The sequence below is a fragment of the Sulfitobacter aestuarii genome (assembly GCF_042685005.1).
GTDB classification, from domain to species: domain Bacteria; phylum Pseudomonadota; class Alphaproteobacteria; order Rhodobacterales; family Rhodobacteraceae; genus Sulfitobacter; species Sulfitobacter aestuarii.
Map to the genome: position 1 here is coordinate 185090 of NZ_JBHUMP010000003.1, position 19361 is coordinate 204450.

The window sequence follows — 19361 nt, forward strand, 5'->3', positions numbered from 1 at the left end:
TGCAAATACTCGATCCCCAGAGCAGAAACGAGCGCCGCCATCTTCGAATTTTGCGCCGACCCCGCCCAGTTGGAAGGGCTGACCTGGCTCAGCTGCTACCTGACAACCGGCAAGCACTTGTCGCTTTACTGGTCCGTGCTGACCGTACTGATCCTGCTGGCGGTGACCGCGCCCGCGGCGCTGCTCTTCGGCTTTGCCGGGGCCTCGGCGGCGCGCGCGCATCTGGCACCATTGCGCTGGTTCGGCAAGAGCTACATCGCCATCGTGCGCGGCGTGCCCGACATCGCCTTTTTCCTGTTCTTCGTGATCGCGCTTGACCAAGGCATCGAATATCTGCGCCACAAGGCGCTCTGCCCGGGCTGGGACCAGCCGATCCGCCAGGGCAATGATTTCGTCGTCTGCCAGGCCGCCAAGATGCCGCTCGGCAATGCCCCGCAGTGGGTGCACGAGACCTATGGTTTCTCGCTCGCGGTCCTGACCTTCGCGATCGTCTTCGGCGCCTTTGCCGCCAATGTGCTCTTCGGCGCGATGCGGGCGGTTCCGCAGGCGCAGCTCGAGACGGCGGCCGCCTATGGCATGAGCGCGCGCCAGACCTATTGGCGGGTGCTGGTGCCGCAGATGTGGGTCTATGCGCTGCCCGGCCTGAGCAATCTCTGGATGGTTTTGATCAAAGCCACGCCGCTGCTGTTCCTGCTCGGGGTGGAGGATATCGTCTATTGGGCGCGCGAGCTCGGCGGCTCCAAGACCGCGCGGTTCACCGAGTATCCGCATGGCGACTGGCGCATGTGGTATTTCGCGGCGCTGCTGGTCTTCTACCTGCTGCTGACCCGCATCTCCGAGCGCCTGCTCGACCGTTTGATGGCGCGTCTGACCCATGGTCAGGCCACCACCGGGGGCGAAGCGCAGCGCCGTGCGCGGGGGAAGACCGCATGAGCTGCTGGCAGACCATCCAGGACTACGGCCTGCGCTCGCTCGGCTGGGGCGAGCGGCTGCTGCCGCGCAATGATTTCACGCTGTGCGAGCAGTTCACCCTGATCGGCTCGGGGATGATCTGGAACATCTATTTCGGCATCGTCGCGCTCGCGGCGGGCTTCTTTCTCGCCACCGCGCTCGGTGTCGGCAAGGCCTCGCACAACCCGTTGTTCCGCAAACCGGCCGAATGGTTCATCTTCATCTTCCGGGGCTCGCCGCTGTTTATCCAGTTCTTCTTCGGCTATTTCCTGTTCCTCACGCTGAAACCGCTGCATCCGGTCTTCGAACCCTTCACCGCCGCTTGGCTCGGCGCGCTGGTGGTGCTGTTCCTCAACACCGCCGCCTATTCCGGCGAGATCTTCTACGGCGCGCTGCAATCGATTCCCAAGGGCGATGTCGAGGCCGCCGATGCCTATGGGCTTTCCGGCTGGGCCCGGTTCCGCCGGGTGATCTGGCCGACCATGCTGCGTCTCGCCTGGCCTGCCTATACCAACGAGGCAATCTTCCTCTTTCACGCCACCACGCTGGTGTTCTTCTCCGGCTTCCCGGCCTGGCAGCAACGCGGCGATGCGCTCTATTATGCGAGCTATTTCGCCGACAAGACTTTCAACCCCTTCATCCCCTACCCGATCCTCGCCTTCTACTTCATCCTGCTGACCCTGGCGGTGATTTCCGGCTTCGGTCTGGTCAACGCCCGGCTCAACCGTCACCTGCCGCGCCAACAGCGTCGCAAAATTCGCTTGCGTCCCAATCTGATCCGGTAGTACCACTTATTTGATCAAATTATCCGGCGCCTGGGCGCCGTCGCTTTCCGCCCCGGCGGACAAGGTTGCGCGACCTGCCCAGCGCCGCTTCAGGTGACGTATGAAAAACTGGCTTCGCAAACATCCCCAGGTCCGCACCATCCGTGTGGCCGCGGCCGATCTCAACGGCCAGGCACGCGGCAAGCGGATCCCGACACGCTTTGCCGACAAGGTGACCGAGGAGGGTACCCGCTTTCCGATGTCGGTGCTCAATCTCGATATCTGGGGCGAGGATATCGACGACAGCCCGCTGGTCTTCGAAGCGGGCGATGCCGACGGCGTGCTGAAACCGACGGAACGCGGCTTCATGCCGATGCCCTGGCTTGATGCCCCGACGGCGCTGCTGCCGATCTGGATGTTTCACGAGGACGGACGCCCCTATGCCGGTGATCCGCGCCATGCGCTGCGCGCGGTGCTCGACCGCTACAAGTCGCGCGGCCTCACCCCGGTCTGCGCGGTCGAGCTGGAGTTCTTCCTGATCGACGATTCGGGGCGCAATCTGGAAGTGCCGATCTCGCCGCGCTCGGGCAAGCGCCGCAAGGCTGCCGAAACCCTGTCGATCCGCGCGCTCGACCAGTTCGACAAATTCTTCACCGATCTCTACGACGCCTGCGAGGAAATGGACATTCCCGCCGACACGGCAATCTCGGAAGCCGGGCTCGGCCAGTTCGAGATCAACCTGATGCATTGCGACGACGCGCTGCGCGCCGCCGACGATGCCTGGCTCTTCAAGATGCTGGTCAAAGGGCTCGCCCGGCGCCATGGCTTCGCCGCGAGCTTCATGGCCAAGCCCTACAAGGATTACCCCGGATCGGGTCTGCACACGCATTTCTCGGTGCTGGACCGCGATGGGGACAACGTGTTCGACAATGGCGGCCCCGAGGGCACCGAGCTGATGCGCCATGCGGTCGCGGGCTGCATGGCGGCGATGCCGGGCTCCGCGCTGGTCTTCGCGCCCCATGCCAATTCCTTTGACCGGATGGTGCCCGGTTCCCATGCCCCGACCGGCATTTCCTGGGCCTATGAAAACCGCACTTCGGCGATCCGCATCCCCTCGGGCAGTCATCGGGCGCGGCGCATCGAACACCGGGTATCGGGTGGTGACGTCAATCCCTACCTGATGCTGGCGGCGGTGCTCGGCGCGGCGATGAACGGTATCGAGAACGGCGCCGAGCCGCCCGCCCCGATCACCGGCAACGCCTATGCCGCCGACCTGCCGCAGATCCCCGCCGACTGGCAGGGCGCCATCGACGCTTTCGAATCCTGCCCGCAAATCGCGCGGATCTTCGCACCCGAGATGATTCGCAATTTCGTGCTCACCAAACGGCAGGAGCTGCATTATATGCAGGAGCTGACCCCGCAGGAGCAGGTCGACATTTACCTTGATACGGTGTGACCCCATGAAAATCGGCATCCTCCAGACCGGCCATTCCCCGGACGACTTCAAAAAGCAACTCGGCGATTACGGCGAGATGTTCACCAAGCTGCTCGACGGCCACGGTTTCGACTTCGAAATTTTTTCGGTGGTCGACAACATCTTTCCGGACAGTATCACGGCAGCGGAAGGCTGGCTGATCACCGGTTCCAAACACGGCGCCTATGAAGATCACGACTGGATCCCACCACTGGAAGATTTCATCCGCGAGACCTATGCCGACGGCCGCCCGCTGATCGGCGTGTGCTTCGGCCACCAGATCATCGCCCAGGCGCTCGGCGGCAAGGTCGAGAAATTTGCCCGCGGCTGGTCGATCGGGCGTACCGAATACGACATCGGCGGCCGCAAGCTGGCGCTCAACGCCTGGCATCAGGATCAGGTGGTGCAGCGTCCCGACGGTGCCGAGGTGATCGGCTCTTCGGACTTCTGCGAGAATGCCGCGCTGCTCTATGACGACCGGATCTGGACGATCCAGCCGCATCCCGAGTTCGGCCATGATTTCATCGAAGGGTTGATCAAGACCCGTGGCAAGGGCGTGGTGCCCGACCACCAGCTCGAAGCCGCCAGCGCCCGGCTCGGCGCACCGCTGAACAATGCCGATATCGCCGCCGAAATGGCCGCGTTTTTCAAGAAGAAGCAGAAAGAGAGGGCCTGATGGCCGACTGGACCGAGAACCTTCCCCAAGCCGCCCGTGACTATCTCGAGGGACGGCGGCTCGACGAGGTCGAATGCATCATCCCCGACCTGCCCGGCATCGCCCGCGGCAAGGCGGTCCCGGCGTCCAAATTCGCCCGGCAGGAATATTTCCACCTGCCTGACAGCATCTTCTACCAGACCATCACCGGCGAATGGGGAGAAGCCGCGGGCGAGGAAGGCTTCATCGAGAAGGACATGATCCTGCGCCCCGACATGCAGACCGCCACGGCCGCCCCCTGGACCGGCGACTGGACCCTGCAGGTGATCCATGACGCCTACGACCGCGACGGGGTGCCGGTGCCCTATTCGCCGCGCAACGTGCTGAAACGGGTGGTCGAACTCTACCGCGCCAAGGGGTGGGAGCCCATCGTCGCGCCGGAAATGGAATTCTTCCTGGTTGCCCGCAACCTCGACCCGGCCCATGAGATCAAGCCGATGATGGGCCGCTCCGGCCGCCCGGCCGCGGCGCGCCAGGCCTATTCGATGACCGCCGTCGATGAATTCGGCCCGGTCATCGACGACATCTACGATTTCGCCGAAGCCCAGGGATTCGAGATCGATGGCATCACCCAGGAGGGCGGCGCGGGTCAGCTTGAGATCAACCTGCTGCACGGCGATCCGGTGAAGCTCGCCGACGAGGTGTTCTATTTCAAGCGACTGATCCGCGAGGCGGCGATGCGCCATGATTGCTACGCGACCTTCATGGCCAAGCCGATCGCCGACGAGCCGGGATCCGCCATGCATATCCACCATTCGGTGCTGGATACCAAGACCGGCGAGAACATCTTCTCGAACGCCAAGGGCGGGGAGACAGACGCTTTCCTGCATTTCATTGCCGGGTTGCAGAATCACATGCCCGCCGCCCTCGCGGTGATCGCGCCCTATGTGAACAGCTATCGGCGCTACGTGAAGGACCATGCCGCGCCGATCAACCTCGAATGGGGCCGCGACAACCGCACCACCGGCATCCGCGTACCGCTCTCGGGCCCGGGCTCGCGGCGGGTGGAGAACCGGCTCGCGGGGATGGATTGCAACCCCTATCTCGGCATCGCCGCCAGCCTCGCCTGCGGCTATCTCGGGATGCTCGACGCGCAAATGCCGCTGCCCGAATTCAAGGGCGATGCCTATGTGGGCGATGGCGACATTCCCCGCGTGCAGGGCGAGGCGCTGACCCTGTTCGACGAGGCCACCCCGCTGCACGAGGTGCTCGGCCACGAATTCGCCCGTGTCTACGGCATCGTGAAACGCGCGGAATACGACGAGTTCCTGCAGGTCATCTCGCCCTGGGAGCGTGAACATCTGCTGATGAACGTCTGAGCCCCGTTTCAGAAACGACATGCCGCGGCGGGCCTGCCCGCTGCGCCGCGACAGGAGCGCCCGATGAACCTGCTCTATGCAAATGACAAGACCGGAGAATATCCTGCAAGCTGGTATGCCGCCACCGCCACACCGCTGCCGCCCTTCGCACCGCTTAAAGGCTCGGTAAAGGCCGATGTCTGCGTCATCGGCGGCGGTTATACCGGGCTCTCGGCAGCGCTGCATCTGGCCCAGAAGGGCCGCAAGGTAGTGCTGATCGAAGCCCAGCGCGTCGGCTTCGGCGCCTCGGGGCGCAATGGCGGGCAATTGGGTAGCGGCCAGCGGGTCGAACAGGATCGGTTGGAAAAGATGGTCGGCCCGGAGCGCGCCCGCATCCTCTGGCAGATGGGCGAGGAGGCCAAGGCACTGGTCAAGGGGCTGATCGTCGAGCATGACATCGACTGTCATCTCAAGCCCGGCGTCGCCTGGACCGCTTCGAAGGAAAGCGACCTGCGACACCTGCATGAATACGCGGAACATCTGCAAAATCACTACGGCTACGATCAGGTCACAGCGCTCGACCATGCCGCCCTGCAGGAGATCTGCCCCTCCCCCGATTACCGCGGCGGCGTGCTCGACATGGGGGCCGCGCATCTGCATCCGCTCAACTTCGCCCTCGGTCTCGCCCGGGCCGCCGACGCAGCCGGTGCGGTCATCCATGAACGCAGCGAGGCGTTGCAGATCATCCCCGGAAGTCCCTCACGAATCCGTACCGCCGAAGGCGAGATCGGCGCCGATCAGGTGATCCTCGCCTGCAACGGCTATCTCGGCGCGCTCAACCGGCAGGTGGCCTCCCGCGTGATGCCGATCAACAATTTCATTATCGCCACGGCGCCGCTGGGCTCCGCCATCGACAAGGTGCTGCCCCGCGACGTGGCCATCGCGGACAGCCGCTTCGTCGTCAATTACTTCCGACGCAGCCACGACAACCGTCTGCTCTTCGGCGGCGGTGAAAGCTACGGCTACAGGTTCCCGCGCGACATCGCCGCCAAGGTACGCAAACCCATGAGCGAGATCTTTCCGCATCTCAAAGACCTGCAGATCGATTATGCTTGGGGCGGTACGCTGGCGATCACCATGAACCGCACTCCCGTCCTCGCCCGGCTCGCGCCCAATATCCTTTCCGCCTCCGGCTATTCGGGCCATGGGCTCGGCACGGCCACCCATGCCGGTCGGCTCTTGGCAGAGGCCGCGGTCGGACAGAGCGACGGTTTCGACGTGATGGCAGCCCTGCCCGGCCCGGCCTTCCCGGGCGGCGCGGCGCTGCGCAACCCGCTGCTGGTGCTGGCGATGTCCTGGTACGGGCTGCGCGACCGCCTCGGCATCTGATCCAACGCGATTGTCATGAGAGGATAACCGCGTGCCGCCCGGTCCGGGCTTGGCCCGCGCCTCCGCTTGTTTTACAAATTCCGAAAAGACAATTCAGGAATTCGGAATATGCCCCTGCCCGATCTTCACCAGGCCGAGCCGATCCCGGAAACGGCCCGCGCCGAAATCGACCGGCTGCTGCAATGCGGCGACCTGTTCCGCTACACGGCCGCGGCGGAGGCACCGGTCTCCCTGCTCGAGGCCGAATTCGCCGAGATGATCGGCAGCAGATACGCGCTCGCGGTCTCCTCCTGTTCGGCTGCGCTGTTTCTTTCGCTCTGCGCGCTCGACCTGCCCGCGGGGTCAAACGTGCTGATCCCCGGGTTCACCTTCGCCGCCGTTCCCTCGGCGGTGATCCATGCGGGCCACCGGCCGCTGCTCTGCGAAGTCAGTAGAAATTATCGCATCGACCTTGATGATTTCGCCGCCAAGCTGGCGCAATCCAATGCGGTCATCGTCAGCCACATGCGCGGCCATACCTCCGACATGGACGAGATCCTGAGCCTTTGCGCCGCCGCCGATATCCCGGTGATCGAAGACGCGGCCCATTCGCTCGGCACCACCTGGCAGGGACGCAACATAGGCACGCTGGGCAGGATCGGCTGTTTCTCTTTCCAATCCTACAAGATGATCAACGCCGGTGAAGGCGGGATCATGATCAGCGACGACCCCGATCTCCTGGCCCGCGCCATCATCATGTCGGGCGCCTATGAGCACAACTGGCGCAAGCATCCGATGCTGGAGAGCGCCTTCGCCCGCTGGCAGAACCGCCTGCCGCTCTACAATCTGCGCATGGGCAATCTCTCCGCCGCGATCATCCGCCCCCAGCTCGCCGAATTGCCGCGCCGCGTCAGAGACGGACGGCGCAATCACGATCACCTCGCGGCCCGGCTCGCCCAACATCCCGCCGTCGAGATCCCGCAGGCTCTGGAGGGAGAACAACGCGCCCCGGATTCGATCCAGTTCAACCTCAACGGGCTCACCCAAGACGAAATCGCCGATTTCGCCCGCCGCGCCACGGCCGCAGGGGTCAAGGTTCAGGTCTTCGGGCAAAGCAACGACAATGCCCGCGCCTTCTGGAATTGGAAATTCATCGCGGATCTGCCGGAACTGCCGCAAACCCGTGCCATGCTGATGCAGGCCTGCGATGTCCGCCTGCCGGTGCAGCTCAGCCTCGCGCAGATCGACGATATCGCCGACACGCTGATTGCCGCCCTGCAGGAGCGCGGCGCAAAGCCCGACGCCGCCTGAGCCAAGGCCCCGGCATCTTTATGCTGCAAATACTCACCTGCACGCCCTTACAACGGACGTGCAGGCCTGCGAGACGAAAGACACACCCGCACCCGGACCGAAATCCCGGGTCCGTCCCCCTTACATCACTTCAGTTTCGAGAGTTTGTCCTGCAGTTCCGCGAGCTGTTTCTTGATCGCGTCGAGATCCTCTCCCTGCCCGCTTTCCCGCGTGCCGGGTTTCTGGGTCTTGTTCCCCGCCGCCGCGCCGCCCCAGCCCCCGGTCATTGCCTTCATGAAGGCTTCCTGCTGCGCCTGCATAACCTCGAGCCCCGGCATCTTCGCCATCGGGCTCATGTTGTTCATGTTCTCCATCACCCGCGCCTGTCCGTCACGCAGCATGTCGAACGAGGCGCGCAGGAATTGCGGCACCACCGAAACATCGCCGGACATGTAGCTGCGCACCAGGTCGTTCAGCACATCCACCGGCAGCACCGATTCACCGCGGCTTTCATGATCGGCAATGATCTGAAGGAGATACTGCCGGGTCAGGTCATCGCCGGACTTGAGATCGACGATCTTCACCTCCCGGCCATCCCGGATGAAACCGGAGATATCCTCCAGCGTCACGTAATCGCTGGTCTCGGTATTATAGAGCCTGCGGCTGGCATATCGCTTGATCAGCAAAGGCTTGGGTGTGTCCGCCACGCTTTTCCTCCTTGAGAGACCGTGCTGCAACGCAGCTTAGGGTAGCTCTGCGGAAAAAGAAAGGGCGGGCTCAAGGAGCCCGCCCGCGCGCCGTACCGCCAGGGAGGAAGCGGCAGGACCCGCCCGATCACGCTAGGACGTGATCTTACTTCACGGTCGCCTTGGCACCCGCGTTCTGCACGTTCTCGGAGGCCTTCTTGACCGCCGCGGTGGTGTCTTCCTGCAGGTCCTTGCCCGCCGCCATCATCAGCTCGACGGTGTCCATCTGCGCCTTCTTGGCGATCTCGGCGAAAGCGGCCATATGCTCGGCGGCGACTTCGGCGGAAGCGGAAGCGAAATCGCTCATCGCCTTGGCGTAATCGCCCGGCTCCTGCTTGGCCTTGGAGAATTCGCCCAGCTTGGCCAGGGTGTCCTTGGTCCATTTGCTGGAGATGTCGGCCGATTTGCCGGCTGCGTTCAGCGCCACGCCGGAGAGTTTCTCGTTGAGCGAAGCGGTCGACTTGAACGCGCCTTCCATGGCGGTCGTGTCAACCGGGAATGCGCCCATTACGTCTTTGAACATCGCGGTCACGTCTACATTCTTGGTCATGTCTCAATCCTTCCGATTTGCCAGCGGATCGTCCCGCCATTTCTGCGTCTGCGAAAGATATACACGCTGCAGCGCGGCATTTCAAGTTTTTTCTGCGCCGCAGCATGAGACATGACCTTGAGGAAGATAACGTCGTCCGATCAGAGACTTGCCTTGCGGGTGACGTAATCCCCAGGGGCATCTCCGATAATTTTTCGGGTTTTTCCCTGCGAATCCTTGCCTGGTTGACGCGCATCGACCTGCCCGCCCCCCTGTTTCTTCAGCCATTTGTCCCAGCGCGGCCACCAGGATCCGTCATGAAACCGCGCGCCCTCTTGCCAGTCGGCATATTCGAGCCCCATGTCGTCATTGACGTAATGGCCGTATTTCTTCTTGCTCGGCGGATTGACGATCCCAGCGATATGACCCGATTGCGACAGGATGAAGGTCCGGTCCCGGCTGCCCATCTTCTGGATACCGCGATAACTGTCCTTCCAGGGCGCGATATGATCGGTTTCGCAGGCCACGGCGCAGATCGGCAGATCGATATCGCCGAGCTCGAGGTGATGGCCGAGCAGGTCGAACCCGCCCTCCGCCAGCTTGTTCTGCTGGCACAATCCGCGCAGATACTGCATCGCCATCCGCCCCGGCAGATTGGCCCCGTCGCCGTTCCAATAGAGCAGATCGAAGGCCGGCGGCGTTTCTCCCATCATGTAACTCCTGACCGCCGGGCCGTAGACCAGGTCGTTGGCCCGCAGGAACGAGAAGGTCCGTGCCATGATGATCGATTGCAGCACCCCCTTGTCGGCGATCTCCGCCTCGATCCCGTCAATGAAATCGTCGGTCAGGAAAGGCTGGAACTCGCCCTGATCCGAGAAATCGGTGAGCGCGGTGAAGAAGGTCGCGGATTTCACCGAGGTATCGCCGCGCTGCTTCAGCAGGGACAGGGTCAGCGCCAAGGTCGTGCCGGCGATGCAATAGCCCACCACGTTGACCTGCGCCTCGCCGGTGATCTGCCTGACCTCGCGCAGCGCCGCCAGATACCCCTCCTCGATGTAATCCTCCATCCCGACATCGCTGTAGGAGGCATCGGGATTGATCCAGGACACGATGAACAGGCTATGCCCCTGTTCGACCAGCCATTTCACCATGCTGTTCTGCGCCTTGAGGTCGAGAATGTAAAATTTGTTGATCCAGGGCGGGAAGATCAGCAACGGCGTCGCCTGCACCTTGTCGGTGCGCGGCACATATTGGATGAGCTCGAACATCCGGTTGCGAAACACCACCTTGCCGGGCGTCGTCGCGATATTGTCGCCCAGCTTGAAGGCGCTCTCGTTGGCGAGCCGCACCACCAGCTCCCCGTTATTGGCCTCGAGATCGGAAATCATGTTCTCGAGCCCGCGGATCAGGCTCTCCCCCTCGGTCTCGACCGCCCGTTCCAGCGCATCGGGATTGGTCGCCAGGAAATTGGTCGGCGCCATCATGTCGATGATCTGTTGGCTGAAATAGATCAGCCGCTGCTTCTCGCGCGGATCGAGATCCTCGACGCTCTCGACAGCCTGCTGCAGGGCCTCGGCATTGATCAGATATTGCTGCTTGACGAAGTTGAAATAGGGATGCGTCTGCCAGAGCGGATTGGCAAAGCGCTTGTCCTGCGGGCCGGGGTCCTCGGGCACGTTCATCGGTCCCTGCGCCAGCGCCTGCTGGGCGTCGATGAAATGGCTGACGGTCTTGCTCCAATAGCCCATCTGGTGCTCAAGCAGTTTCGCCGGGTTCTGCGCGGCTTCGCTCCAATAGGCCTGCGCCGCCTTGCTGAACAATTCCTGGTTCGGCCCGTCGAGACTCGCCTGATGTGTCTGACGCGACGTCAAGACCTGTGTCAGCCGCTCCGCAAGCGCTTCGACTTTCTTCATGTTTTCAGCCATGCGGGCCATCGAGGCCGCGCTCGGTGCGTCTTTGTGCGGTGAGTCAGTTGTCATTGTAACCGGTAACTCCTATCTTTGCACTTGCAGCATATCGTCGATCACCATGCCAAGGGGCGACATATTACCCAGTTCGGGGCCGTCAAAAGGAGACCCTTCGTGCGCTATATGGCATCCTATGACCTGATGGAATCCATCCGGAATACCAATCAGTGGCTCGGCGCTTCCGCGCTTGCCATTGCATCCTACCCCGCATTCTCCATGTTTCCAAACCCTTCCCTCGAATGGATGGCGGCCTGGGGCGAAGTAACCGAACGTACCTTCGCTCGCATGGTGATGAAACCGGACTGGAACATCCCGCCCTTCGTCGGCGCCAATGGCCAGGACCGGCTGGTGAGCATCGAAAAGGAGATCGAGGGCGCCTTCGGCGATCTCATCCATTTCCGTGTCCAGGGCCGCACTGAGCCCAAACGCAAGGTGCTGCTGGTCGCGCCCATGTCTGGTCATTACGCCACCCTCCTGCGTTCGACGGTGATCAGCCTGCTGCCCGATTGTGACGTCTACGTGACGGATTGGCACAATGCCCGCGACATCCCGGTCAGCGCCGGGAAATTCGACGTCGAAGACTACACGCTCTATCTCGTCGATTACCTGCGCCATCTCGGTCCCGATACCAATGTGGTCGCAGTCTGCCAGCCCGCCCCCCTGGCGCTGGCGGCCACCGCCTATCTCGCCGAGGAGGACCCCGCCGCGCAGCCGCGCTCGCTGACCCTGATCGGCGGGCCGATCGACCCCGATGCCAATTCCACCGACGTGACCGATTTCGGGCGCCGGGTGACCATGGGTCAGCTCGAACATTTCATGATCCAGCGCGTCGGCTTCAAATATGCCGGGGTCGGACGCAAGGTCTATCCCGGCCTGTTGCAGCTGGCCTCCTTCATCTCGATGAACAACGACACCCACCGCGAGGCCTTCGTCGAGCAGATCAACCGGGTGGCGCGCAAGGCCGCGCAGGAACACGACCGGCACAACAAGTTCTACGACGAATATCTGGCGGTGATGGACATGCCGGCGGAATTCTATCTCTCCACCGTCGAACGCATCTTCAAGGGCCGCGAAATCGCCCGCAACGTCTTCTCGGTGAACGGCCGCAAGGTCGATATCGGCAAGATCACCAATGTCGCGGTCAAGACCGTGGAGGGCGCCAAGGATGACATCTCCGCCCCCGGGCAGTGCATCGCCGCGCTCGACCTGCTGACCGGCCTGCCGCAGAGCAAGAAGGCCAGCCATGTCGAGCCGGATGCAGGCCATTACGGCATCTTCGCAGGGCGCAGCTGGCGCGAGAACATCCGCCCGCTGGTCCTCGATTTCATCGACGCCAATTCCGGCGGGTCCGGCGCCCCTAAACAGGTCAAGAACGCCGCCAACCGGAATGCCAAATCCGCTTGAGACACGTGGCGGGTTGCGCGGACATCGCACCACGCGCCCCGCCCGTCTCTTTATGCTGAAAATACTCCGGGGAGCGTGAGGGGCCGACCCCTCACTCCCGTCCCCGCCGCCCGGCAATGCGCCGGGAAGCTAGCGCAGCACCAGCGGCTGTCGCATCCAGGCGCGCAGCGCGGCGGTGGTCTCCTCGGGCTGTTCGAGCATCGGCAGGTAACCCGACCCCTCCAGCACCTCAAGCCGCGCGTAGGGGATCAACTCGGCCAGGAAGGCATGGCGCTTGACCGGGGTCACCCGATCATGGGCGCCGCAGAGGACCAACGCGGGCACCCGGCATTTGCGCATCGTCGCCTGCTGATCCTTGCTGCGTTGCAGGGCGCGGGACTGGCGCACATAGACCTCCGGCCCCAGGGTCTCCGCCATCTCGACCAGCAGATCCTGCAGCGCCTCGCGACGACTCCCCGGAGCCAGCCGCCACAGGTCCACATCCGCACGCATCACCTCGGCCAGCCGCCCCGAGCGCGCCTTGACGATCTGCGCCTCGCGCGCCGCCGCCATGACCGGCGTTTCGGCCAGCGGCGAGCTGTCGATCAGGGCGATCCGGGTGATCCGGTCGGGCGCGCGGCGCAGCAATTCCATCGCCACCACCCCGCCGAGCCCGTGACCGGCCAGAGCGAAACGTTTGGGCAGGGAATCCAGCAGGCCCGAGGCGATCTCCTCGATCCGCTCGCCGCGGATCACCGGCGCCAGAACCAGCGTCATTTCAGCGGATAGTTCGGCGATCTGCGGCCCGAAAAGCCGCGCATCGCACATCATCCCCGGCAGCAGCACCAAAGGTTCAGACATCGCTGTCGTTCCGGCGAAATTCCGAGGTCGTCATCCCAGCACCACCCATGTTTCGCCCTCTATATCACGAAAGGTCCTTCCCGCAACAACGGCTGTCGCGCCCCGCGGGATCGTCGCGTGCAAGCCCAATGAGAACCGTGCTCGGGAGAGCCGGTCGATTTCAGCGATGCAAAGGCCGAGCGCCGGTTGCCGCCATTGCCTCGGCCACCGCAAGCTCTGCCATTTGCAGCACAGCCTCGCGGGAAGACGCCACGGCGATGAACCGGCCGTTGTGGCAGAATTTCGTCCCTCTGACGCCGCTGGCGGCTTCGAGCGCGGCGTCGGTCAACCCGGCCCAGGCAGCCGGGAGATCGGCACGGTTGTCGAACGTGTCTTCGCCGAGACGGATGGTGGTGAGCGCCCAATCGCTGCTACGCGGATGGATCACGAACAGCAGGTGATCCGCAGCGGCCTTTTCGATGCCGTGACGAAACGGCATCCCCATCGGCAACTCCAGGACACGCCCGTCCCCCGCGGCCTCGATGGCCGCCATCACCAGCGCTTCGGCACGGTATTTCGCGGCCTTGCGCCTCACCTGCGCCTCCACGAAAGCCCGCGCCACGGGCAATGCCGCCAAGAAGGCGCGGTCGTCGGCATCTTCATCGGGGTCATCAAACACCGGCTTCAGGCTCTCCAGCAGAACCGGCAGGGTCAGCCCGGCAAACAGCGGTCCGGCCCCGGCCGCGTTGACCGCACCATTGTCCAGCAGATCGACGGGCAGAACAAAGCTTCGATCGAATGACTCGTGAATCGCCTCGACATCCTGTTCGGGCACGTCCATCGCGCGCAGGTAATCGCGGCCATAATGGGCCCAGATCAAACCGAAGGAGCTATAGGGCTGGCCGTCCTCGCGCAACGGGTTGGGGCGCTGATGATGATCGAAAATCTGCGCACCCGCATCGAATTGGCCACCGACATCATAGATGATCCGATCCTCGCGAGGCGTGATCCATGTCGTATCCCGACTACGGATCAACTCCGCGTCGGGGAACAATCGTGTCAGCACGACAGAGGACAACAGCTCATCGGCATGAAAGCCGCCGGAATGGGTGACGAGGTGGGCAATCGGCAAATGAACAATCTCCGGCTTCGGTAAGAGTGATCTGGGGCGCATATGGATGCCGCCCCAGATGAAACGCTGTCAGTTTCGTGCGAGAAACCCGGCGGGTCCAGATCCTGTCGCGCATTTGTACATGTCTGGTCGATCCATACGTCCGGAGCGCTCCGCGGGGTCGTCTCACCGGTTCCGGGGAAACCTCATCTCGACCCGCCAAAGGCCAACCCGCGATTCCTGCCCCGCGTTAGGTGGATCACCCGGTCGCGGCGAGCACTTCCTCGATGGCGCCGGTGATCAGCGACAGGCATCGTTCATCCGAGAACCGGTGATCGGCATCCTTGACCAGCCGCAAATGCAGGTCCGGCCCCTCGGCATGGTCGAGCAGCCGCAAAGCGGTCGCGGTGCTGACCGCGGTATCGGCCGTCCCTTGCAGGAACCGCACCGGAAAGGGCAGTTCGAGCGGGCCGCGGAGCACCAATTGCCGACGACCATCCTCGATCATCCGCTTGCTGATGACATAGGGCTCCATGTAATCCGACGGCAGTTCCACCTGTCCGACGCTTTCGAGCTGCGCCTTCTGCTCCGCGCTGAAATTGGCCCAATAGCCGTCCTCGGTAAAGTCCGGCGCCGCGGCGATTGTCACCACGCCAGCGATACGCTCCGGCATCGCCCGGGCCAGCAGCAGCGCCTGCCAGCCGCCCATGGACGAGCCGATGGGCAGGATTGCCCCGTCGGTCAAAGCCGTGACGATCTCCCGTGTATCCTCGGCCCAGTCGCCGATTGCACCTTCCCCGAAACTTCCGGAGGATTCTCCGTGGCCGGAATAGTCGAACCGCAGGAAGGCCCGGCCCGCACGCCGCGCCCAATCCTCAAGGAACAGCGCCTTGGTGCCCTGCATGTCCGATTTGAGACCGCCGAGAAACACCAGCCACGGGCCTTGCCCTTCGCTCCGGTGATAGGCAAGCCGCCGCCCCTGTCCCGTCTCGATGAATGATGTCTGCGCCATATCCGCCCTCGTGACTGCCTGTTGCTGCGGCGCAGGCTATAGCCCGCGACGCCGCGCAGGGCCATATGCCTCGGCAATCACCCGCGCGTTTCAGCCGCTGACATAGGCGCTCTTGCCGGGGCGGTAGAAGACCTTCTGATTGTGCAGCCGCCCGAGCAGATCGTCGATCTGGCGCAGCGGATCATCCACCGCCGCTTCGGGCAACATCGCGGTCGTGCCCGCCATCCGTTCGGTGGACATCTCGCGCTTGGTGACATGCAAGGCGGCCTCGATCAGGTCGATGTCCTGAATGGTAAGTTCGAAATTGCGATTGGCTTTGGGCATGGCGGCACCTTTCTGATGAACGCATGTCTCATCCTGCGATCATGCAGGGCAAAAATCAATCGGCGCCTTCGACCTCGGGCAAGCCCCGCCCGACCCATACCGCGCCCATCGCCATCACCGCGAAACAGATCAGCGTCACCTGCGGCCCGAAAAAGGCGGCACCGCCGCCCACAGCCCCGGCCAGCAGCAGGATCGCCCCGATTACCGTGTTGGACACTGCTGCATAGGCCGAGCGCATGTCCTCGGGCGCCATGTCCACCAGATAGGTCGAGCGCCCCTGCCGCACCCCGTGATAGGCGATCATCAGCACGAAGAGCACCCCCGGCATAGCCCAGACCCGATCCGCCAGCCCGAGCTGCACCAGCCCGACCGCCGAGAGGATCGCCAGCGCGCCGACCGCGCCGCAGGCCATCAGCACCCGGCGGCTCGACCAGTCGGCCATGCGTCCCCAGACATAGGAGCTGAGCAGCGAGGCCAGCGCCGAGGCGAGCACAAGCGCGCCGAGCTTGCCGAGCGCCGCATCGCCCTGCCCCTGCGAGAGCACCACCAGATAGGGCGGCGCCAGTGCCGTCGACACCAGCAGGCCGCGCGTCAGGATGAAGCGCCAGAGCACCGGGTTGCCCTTCAACACGCCGAATTGCGCGCCCTGCCCTTCGGTCTTCCCGCTCGGCTGTTCTTCGAGCGTCGAGAATAACAGCGCCGCCGCACCCCAGAGCGCCGCCGCCAGCGCAATCGCGGCCACCACGACGCCACGGCTTTCGAACAGGCCCGACATCAGCAACGCGGCAAAGGCCAGCACTCCGATGGCCGAAACCGAGCCTGCCAGCCCGGTCACCGAACCGCGCCGCGACTTGCCGACTGTCTTGCCGAGAATGTCCTTGTAGGAGACCGAACAGGCGGCCCGGCACAGGGCCAGCAGAGCCAAGGCCCCGGCCACGGCAAATCCTGCCGCGGCACCCGAGAGGCCGAGCGCCGCCAGCACGATGCCCGCAGCCGCCAGCCCCTGTCCGGCACTGCCCGCGACCCAGGCCCATTTGCGAAACCTCATGCGCTGCACCCAGCCCGCCAGCAGGATCTGCGGCAACAGCGCCCCGGCCTCGCGGATCGGCACCAGCGCACCGGCAAACACTGCAGGTGCGCCAAGCGCCGTCAACAGCCAGCTCAGCACCAGCTTGGGATCGATCAGCCCGTCAGCGACCTTGGTCATGCTCAGCGCGGCGGCATGGCGCAGCCCGTTGCGCGCCTCGGCTTCGCTTGCGTCCGGACCGAGCCCTTCGGCGGCCTCCTCGCGCCCGGAAATGGCCGTGAAGGCACGCTCCGCCACATCATCCTGCATCGCCGCTTCCCCCGTCTTGACAGCCCTCGGCTGCCTCGTCACATAGGGCGTTCATACCAACCCGCAACCGGGCGTCTCGTAGGCGCCAAACCGACGAGGAGCGCCCCTGATGGCCCAGATCTCTCTCACCCTTCCCGATGGCAATGCACGCGACTACCCGGCCGGGATCACCGCCGGAGAGGTTGCTGCCGACATCTCCAAGTCGCTGGCCAAGAAGGCGATCTCCGCCACCGTCAACGGCGCCCATTTCGATCTGGCATGGCCGATCGAACAGGATGCCGACATCGCCATTCATACCATGGCCGACGAGGCGCAGGCCAATGAGCTGGTGCGTCATGATTTCGCCCATGTGATGGCCCGCGCCGTGCAGGAAATCTGGCCCGACACCAAGGTCACCATCGGCCCGGTGATCAAGGACGGCTGGTATTACGATTTCGACCGCGCCGAGCCCTTCACTCCCGAAGACCTCGGGCTGATCGAAAAGAAGATGAAGGAGATCATCAACATGCGCGATCCGGTCCGCACCGAGGTCTGGGACCGCGCACGGGCGATCAAGCACTACGAGGAACTGAACGAGCCCTACAAGGTCGAGCTGATCGAGGCGATCCCCGGCGACGAACCGCTGCGCATGTATTGGCATGGCGAGTGGCAGGATCTCTGCCGCGGTCCGCATCTGCAGCATACCGGGCAATTGCCCGGCGATGCCTTCAAGCTGATGTCGATTGCCGGCGCCTATTGGCGTGGCGATTCAGACCGCGCCATGCTGCAGCGGATCTACGGCACCGCCTTCACCGGCAAGGAAAAGCTCAAGGCGCATCTGCACATGCTCGAGGAAGCCGCCAAGCGCGACCACCGCAAGCTGGGCCGCGAGATGGACCTGTTCCACATGCAGGAAGAGGCGCCGGGGCAGATCTTCTGGCACCCGAACGGCTGGATGGTCTATACCGAACTGCAGGATTACATGCGCCGTCGCCAGCGGGCGGGCGGCTATGTCGAGGTCAACACCCCGCAGGTCGTGGACCGCAAGCTCTGGGAAGCCTCCGGCCATTGGGAGAAATATCAGGAACACATGTTCATCGTCGAAGTGGACGAGGAACATGCGCGCGAGAAATCGGTCAATGCGCTGAAGCCGATGAACTGCCCGTGCCACGTGCAGATCTTCAACCAGGGTCTGAAATCCTACCGCGACCTGCCGCTGCGCATGGCCGAATTCGGTTCCTGCAACCGCTATGAACCCTCGGGCGCGCTGCACGGGATCATGCGGGTGCGCGGCTTTACCCAGGATGACGGGCATATTTTCTGCGCCGAAGACCAGATCGAGAGCGAAACCGCGAAATTCATCGACTTCCTGTCGAACATCTACCGTGACCTCGGTTTCGAGAAGTTCAGCGTGAAATTCTCCGACCGCCCCGAACAGCGGGCCGGCTCCGATGAGGTCTGGGACAAGGCCGAAGCGGCCCTGCTCTCCGCCACCCGCGCCGCCGGGATCGAGCCTGAGCTGAACCCCGGCGAAGGTGCTTTCTATGGTCCCAAGCTGGAATTCGTGCTCACCGACGCGATCGGGCGCGATTGGCAATGCGGCACCCACCAGGTCGATTTCGTGCTGCCCGAGCGGCTCGATGCCACCTATATCGGCGCGGATGGGGCCAAGCACCGCCCGGTGATGCTGCACCGCGCGACCTTGGGCTCTTTCGAACGTTTCATCGGTATCCTGATCGAGGAACATGCCGGCAAGCTGCCGTTCTGGCTGGCGCCGCGGCAGGTCGTCGTCGCCTCGATCACCTCGGAAGCGGATGATTACGTCGCCGAGGTCGTCGAAACGCTGGTCAAGGAAGGGGTCCGGGCCGAGGCCGACATGCGCAACGAGAAGATCAACTACAAGGTGCGCGAACATTCGGTCGGCAAGGTTCCGGTGATCCTCGCCGTCGGCGCGCGCGAGGTCGAGGAGCGCAGCGTATCGGTGCGTCGCCTCGGTGAAAAGCAGACCTCGGTGCAAAGCCTGGAGGCGGTCACCGCCGCGCTCGGCCATGAGGCCACACCGCCGGATCTGCGGCGCGATGCGCCAGAGCGTGAATTGTAACAATTAGGGGGCGGTGGCAATGTCACCGCCCTTTTCTTTCGATTCTGTAACAATTCTCACCCCCCCGGGGCGGAGATTGGCGCTTTTCTTACAAAGCTGTCCGTTCCGGTGACGGCTTCGTGACACACCGGCTCGTGAGTGGAGTTTTGAAGCTCCGCCTGACTAGAATAGGC

At 63.6% G+C, this 19361-nt stretch carries 17 protein-coding genes; 9 read left to right on the forward strand and 8 right to left on the reverse strand.

The genetic code is table 11. The features are described 5' to 3' along the window. Positions 1 to 39: 39 nt before the first annotated feature. From ACFSUD_RS05385 to ACFSUD_RS05415, 7 genes are all read left to right on the forward strand, one after another. A complete protein-coding gene (locus tag ACFSUD_RS05385) occupies positions 40 to 933 on the forward strand; it encodes an ABC transporter permease (protein ID WP_386372585.1) in 894 nt (297 codons plus the stop codon). After that, positions 930 to 1736, forward strand: a complete 807-nt coding sequence (locus tag ACFSUD_RS05390; protein WP_386372199.1) for an ABC transporter permease — start codon at positions 930 to 932, stop codon at positions 1734 to 1736. Before ACFSUD_RS05385 ends, ACFSUD_RS05390 begins: the two co-directional genes overlap by 4 nt. Positions 1737 to 1836: 100 nt before the next feature. Then, entirely contained in the window at positions 1837 to 3171 is a 1335-nt protein-coding gene (locus ACFSUD_RS05395; RefSeq protein ID WP_386372201.1) for a glutamine synthetase family protein, read from the forward strand. A 4-nt stretch (positions 3172 to 3175) separates the two neighbouring features. Then, the gene (locus ACFSUD_RS05400; RefSeq protein ID WP_386372202.1) at positions 3176 to 3865 is read left to right on the forward strand and encodes a type 1 glutamine amidotransferase; all 690 of its coding nucleotides are present in this window, start codon (positions 3176 to 3178) and stop codon (positions 3863 to 3865) included. Beyond that, positions 3865 to 5223: a glutamine synthetase family protein gene (locus ACFSUD_RS05405; protein WP_386372204.1), complete on the forward strand. Its 1359-nt coding sequence runs from the start codon at positions 3865 to 3867 to the stop codon at positions 5221 to 5223. Before ACFSUD_RS05400 ends, ACFSUD_RS05405 begins: the two co-directional genes overlap by 1 nt. Before the next feature lie 63 nt (positions 5224 to 5286). Further along, positions 5287 to 6591 carry an NAD(P)/FAD-dependent oxidoreductase gene (locus tag ACFSUD_RS05410; protein WP_386372206.1) on the forward strand — a complete coding sequence of 435 codons (1305 nt, stop codon included), beginning with the start codon at positions 5287 to 5289 and terminating at the stop codon, positions 6589 to 6591. Between the two features lie 108 nt (positions 6592 to 6699). Next, positions 6700 to 7881: a DegT/DnrJ/EryC1/StrS family aminotransferase gene (locus tag ACFSUD_RS05415; protein WP_386372208.1), complete on the forward strand. Its 1182-nt coding sequence runs from the start codon at positions 6700 to 6702 to the stop codon at positions 7879 to 7881. Between the two features lie 125 nt (positions 7882 to 8006). On the opposite strand, the gene phaR is transcribed toward ACFSUD_RS05415, so the two are convergent. The 3 genes from phaR to ACFSUD_RS05430 form a co-directional block, all read right to left on the reverse strand. After that, the gene (gene phaR / locus ACFSUD_RS05420; RefSeq protein WP_386372210.1) at positions 8007 to 8567 is read right to left on the reverse strand and encodes a polyhydroxyalkanoate synthesis repressor PhaR; all 561 of its coding nucleotides are present in this window, start codon (positions 8565 to 8567) and stop codon (positions 8007 to 8009) included. 145 nt (positions 8568 to 8712) lie between these two features. Beyond that, positions 8713 to 9156, reverse strand: coding sequence for a phasin family protein (locus ACFSUD_RS05425; RefSeq protein ID WP_386372211.1), 444 nt, complete (start codon positions 9154 to 9156; stop codon positions 8713 to 8715). Positions 9157 to 9296: 140 nt separating this feature from the next. Next, the gene (locus ACFSUD_RS05430; RefSeq protein WP_386372213.1) at positions 9297 to 11114 is read right to left on the reverse strand and encodes a PHA/PHB synthase family protein; all 1818 of its coding nucleotides are present in this window, start codon (positions 11112 to 11114) and stop codon (positions 9297 to 9299) included. Between the two features lie 102 nt (positions 11115 to 11216). Here ACFSUD_RS05430 and phaZ point away from each other — a divergent pair, with 102 nt between their 5' ends. Beyond that, on the forward strand, positions 11217 to 12506 hold the full coding sequence (gene phaZ, locus ACFSUD_RS05435; RefSeq protein WP_386372214.1) for a polyhydroxyalkanoate depolymerase: 1290 nt from the start codon (positions 11217 to 11219) through the stop codon (positions 12504 to 12506). Between the two features lie 129 nt (positions 12507 to 12635). On the opposite strand, the gene ACFSUD_RS05440 is transcribed toward phaZ, so the two are convergent. The 5 genes from ACFSUD_RS05440 to ACFSUD_RS05460 all read right to left on the reverse strand — a co-directional run bounded on the left by ACFSUD_RS05440 (position 12636) and on the right by ACFSUD_RS05460 (position 17108). Next, the gene (locus tag ACFSUD_RS05440) at positions 12636 to 13346 is read right to left on the reverse strand and encodes an alpha/beta fold hydrolase (RefSeq protein ID WP_386372216.1); all 711 of its coding nucleotides are present in this window, start codon (positions 13344 to 13346) and stop codon (positions 12636 to 12638) included. 160 nt (positions 13347 to 13506) lie between these two features. Next, on the reverse strand, positions 13507 to 14457 hold the full coding sequence (locus ACFSUD_RS05445) for an MYG1 family protein (protein ID WP_386372218.1): 951 nt from the start codon (positions 14455 to 14457) through the stop codon (positions 13507 to 13509). A 238-nt stretch (positions 14458 to 14695) separates the two neighbouring features. Then, positions 14696 to 15448: an alpha/beta fold hydrolase gene (locus tag ACFSUD_RS05450; protein ID WP_386372220.1), complete on the reverse strand. Its 753-nt coding sequence runs from the start codon at positions 15446 to 15448 to the stop codon at positions 14696 to 14698. A 90-nt stretch (positions 15449 to 15538) separates the two neighbouring features. Beyond that, the gene (locus ACFSUD_RS05455) at positions 15539 to 15772 is read right to left on the reverse strand and encodes a hypothetical protein (protein WP_386372222.1); all 234 of its coding nucleotides are present in this window, start codon (positions 15770 to 15772) and stop codon (positions 15539 to 15541) included. Positions 15773 to 15827: 55 nt separating this feature from the next. Further along, positions 15828 to 17108, reverse strand: a complete 1281-nt coding sequence (locus tag ACFSUD_RS05460; protein ID WP_386372224.1) for an MFS transporter — start codon at positions 17106 to 17108, stop codon at positions 15828 to 15830. Between the two features lie 109 nt (positions 17109 to 17217). Between ACFSUD_RS05460 and thrS the strand changes: the two genes are divergently transcribed. Then, positions 17218 to 19188 (forward strand): threonine--tRNA ligase, encoded by a 1971-nt coding sequence (gene thrS, locus ACFSUD_RS05465; RefSeq protein ID WP_386372226.1) that lies wholly within the window; start codon positions 17218 to 17220, stop codon positions 19186 to 19188. Positions 19189 to 19361 lie beyond the last annotated feature (173 nt).

What these genes read in the sequence shown, in the direction of transcription:
- ACFSUD_RS05425 (WP_386372211.1), bottom strand. Translation starts at nt 9,156, where the DNA reads ATGACCAAGAATGTAGACGTGACCGCGATGTTCAAAGACGTAATGGGC.
- ACFSUD_RS05400 (WP_386372202.1), top strand. Translation starts at nt 3,176, where the DNA reads ATGAAAATCGGCATCCTCCAGACCGGCCATTCCCCGGACGACTTCAAA.
- ACFSUD_RS05430 (WP_386372213.1), bottom strand. Translation starts at nt 11,114, where the DNA reads ATGACAACTGACTCACCGCACAAAGACGCACCGAGCGCGGCCTCGATG.
- ACFSUD_RS05390 (WP_386372199.1), top strand. Translation starts at nt 930, where the DNA reads ATGAGCTGCTGGCAGACCATCCAGGACTACGGCCTGCGCTCGCTCGGC.
- ACFSUD_RS05410 (WP_386372206.1), top strand. Translation starts at nt 5,287, where the DNA reads ATGAACCTGCTCTATGCAAATGACAAGACCGGAGAATATCCTGCAAGC.
- ACFSUD_RS05415 (WP_386372208.1), top strand. Translation starts at nt 6,700, where the DNA reads ATGCCCCTGCCCGATCTTCACCAGGCCGAGCCGATCCCGGAAACGGCC.
- ACFSUD_RS05455 (WP_386372222.1), bottom strand. Translation starts at nt 15,772, where the DNA reads ATGCCCAAAGCCAATCGCAATTTCGAACTTACCATTCAGGACATCGAC.
- thrS (WP_386372226.1), top strand. Translation starts at nt 17,218, where the DNA reads ATGGCCCAGATCTCTCTCACCCTTCCCGATGGCAATGCACGCGACTAC.
- ACFSUD_RS05450 (WP_386372220.1), bottom strand. Translation starts at nt 15,448, where the DNA reads ATGGCGCAGACATCATTCATCGAGACGGGACAGGGGCGGCGGCTTGCC.
- ACFSUD_RS05395 (WP_386372201.1), top strand. Translation starts at nt 1,837, where the DNA reads ATGAAAAACTGGCTTCGCAAACATCCCCAGGTCCGCACCATCCGTGTG.
- ACFSUD_RS05405 (WP_386372204.1), top strand. Translation starts at nt 3,865, where the DNA reads ATGGCCGACTGGACCGAGAACCTTCCCCAAGCCGCCCGTGACTATCTC.
- ACFSUD_RS05440 (WP_386372216.1), bottom strand. Translation starts at nt 13,346, where the DNA reads ATGTCTGAACCTTTGGTGCTGCTGCCGGGGATGATGTGCGATGCGCGG.
- ACFSUD_RS05460 (WP_386372224.1), bottom strand. Translation starts at nt 17,108, where the DNA reads ATGCAGGATGATGTGGCGGAGCGTGCCTTCACGGCCATTTCCGGGCGC.